This is a genomic window from Acinetobacter sp. YH16051 (genome assembly GCF_013417135.1).
Lineage (GTDB): Bacteria > Pseudomonadota > Gammaproteobacteria > Pseudomonadales > Moraxellaceae > Acinetobacter > Acinetobacter towneri.
In genome coordinates this window covers 1-1516 of sequence record NZ_VPEN01000111.1, presented here as the reverse complement: position 1 = coordinate 1516, position 1516 = coordinate 1, and the positions used below count along the sequence as shown (strand labels likewise).

General features: G+C 37.9%; 1 protein-coding gene and 1 pseudogene. One reads left to right on the top strand and one right to left on the bottom strand.

The window, feature by feature from the left end; genetic code table 11:
• Window positions 1-592, top strand: a pseudogene (locus FTV41_RS14670) (hypothetical protein); the annotation flags it as partial.
• Window positions 593-814: 222 nt separating this feature from the next.
• Here FTV41_RS14670 and FTV41_RS14665 read toward each other — a convergent pair.
• A partial coding sequence (locus FTV41_RS14665; protein WP_218945210.1) for a hypothetical protein occupies window positions 815-1516 on the bottom strand: 702 nt, incomplete at its 5' end.

The following is a 1516-nucleotide window of genomic DNA, read 5'->3' as shown; positions in this document are numbered from 1 at the left end:
ATTGAAGATTAACCGTAAAATCTTTGAGATCTGTCCAAGTTCAGAGTCTTTTAGTTACATTGGTGAGGTTAATCCAATCAGCTGTGGTAGATATGAACTGGTACGTCTGACCAAGCCGAAGAAAAGCATTAAAGAGCTTCAAGCCAAGAATTGGACCAACGAAAAACACGCTACAGACTGGACCTGGCGTCTGACTGATAAAGCCTATAAGGAACAACTAGAACAAGGGAAAAGGGTCGTTTTACGATTTCAGAGCCTGATTGAAAAAAATGCCAGTCTGGATGAGAAGAAAGCCTATTTTGAACGCCATTTCCGGGCCTTGGAGGGCTATTTAGGCTACCGTGGGGTACGTCAGCAGATTGGGAATTTGTATCATCTGGAAAAACGCTTATTCAACGATAAGTATAATCATCCCTGGTTTGATCATGGAGCCAGGACATTAAAGCTTTCATATATTAAAAAGATTAAAAATATGATTGCCAACAATACACCGTATCAAGAAGCTGAATCTTGTTATGTGACTGTATTAATGGAAGCTTTCATTACAAAACACGAAAAACAGAGGGAGAAATCCAATAAAATTGAGGTATAGGATGTTTTTTCAATCACACATAATACCTACCTAGTTTGAAAATTGATGAAAAATCTTCGTTCACTTTTGCTTAAGGTAGCTATGATGTGTCCCTAAAATTTTATATTTAATTTCAATTACTTATATAAAATCCTTTTAATGCAGCTTAAATAATAAAATAAATAAAATCAAATACTTATAAATCAAAGAAAGTGAAAAATTCTCGGGACACATCATAGCTACCTAATTTTCCAATTGATGAAAGGTCATCATTGCATCCAGATTATTCACTAAACGCTTTGATTTAATCGTATATCGAGGAATTTGAGGAACCAGATCCAAGGGTTTATCTCGGTATTTGTGGCTTAAAGGGTATAAGGAACGATTTATCTTAAAGATATCATTACGAACTCCACGGAAACCGGCCATAGACCATAGAATATCCAGCTCTTTGGTATTGAGCTGCTTGTTCTTTGCCCGTTGAGAATCTTTAAAAGCCTGCTCAATTCGTTCTTGTTTTATCTGAATGAAATTCTTGTGTAAACGCCAGGTCCAACCCTTTTCTTTAGTTAGCTCTTTTTGCTTACGTTCAACCTTCGTAAAAGGCAGCTCAACCAGCTCATAAGCTGGCATCCTTCCCCCTCTAGGGCTAGAAGTTTCATAGATCAGCCGTGTTTTACGTTCCTGGACACAACAAAACTGTTCTTTTTGGTCCTTATTCAACTCAAAGGCAGTGTTCACCAATGTTTCTGCCAGTTTCACATCACACTTCTCTCGGTGTTCCATTGGCAGGGTGATTAAAAGGCATAAACGAATTTTTTCTAGCTTAAACAAGGCTTGGGTCTGAACCACTATCAGATCCAATACCGGAGAAGTTTTTAATCGATAGGTCCGTTGCCTTGGGGTTTGATCAAGGTGATATCGTTGAGTCCACTTTTCAACCAG